At 32.6% G+C, this 288-nt stretch carries 1 protein-coding gene; it reads left to right on the top strand.

Annotated elements, in window-relative coordinates; all coding sequences use genetic code 11:
- Nucleotides 1–126 precede the first annotated feature (126 nt).
- The coding region (locus ACZQCL_RS03870; protein ID WP_482481889.1) for a PTS sugar transporter subunit IIA domain-containing protein at nucleotides 127–288 on the top strand (162 nt) is incomplete at its 3' end.

Below are 288 nucleotides of genomic sequence, written 5' to 3' on the forward strand. Positions count from 1 at the left end.
GGTCCTTTTTTATTAAGCTGAAACTTCTTTACCCGTTACAGCTCCTTTTTTTTGTAAACTTATTTCTATGGCACAATATTTGCTTGTATATAAGTGAATGACGTAATACAGAAAGGAGAAAGATGAATGAGTAGAGTAATATTTGCCTCACATGGTGGATTATCTAAAGGAATGAAAGATTCAGTTTCTATGATCGTTGGAGATTTAGCTAAGGATGTAGAAACATATAGCTTGCTTCCTGGACAAAATCCTGAAGATTTTTATCAAGAAGTTTTGAAAGAAGCAAAA

The sequence above is a fragment of the Holdemanella sp. genome, from assembly GCF_056804935.1.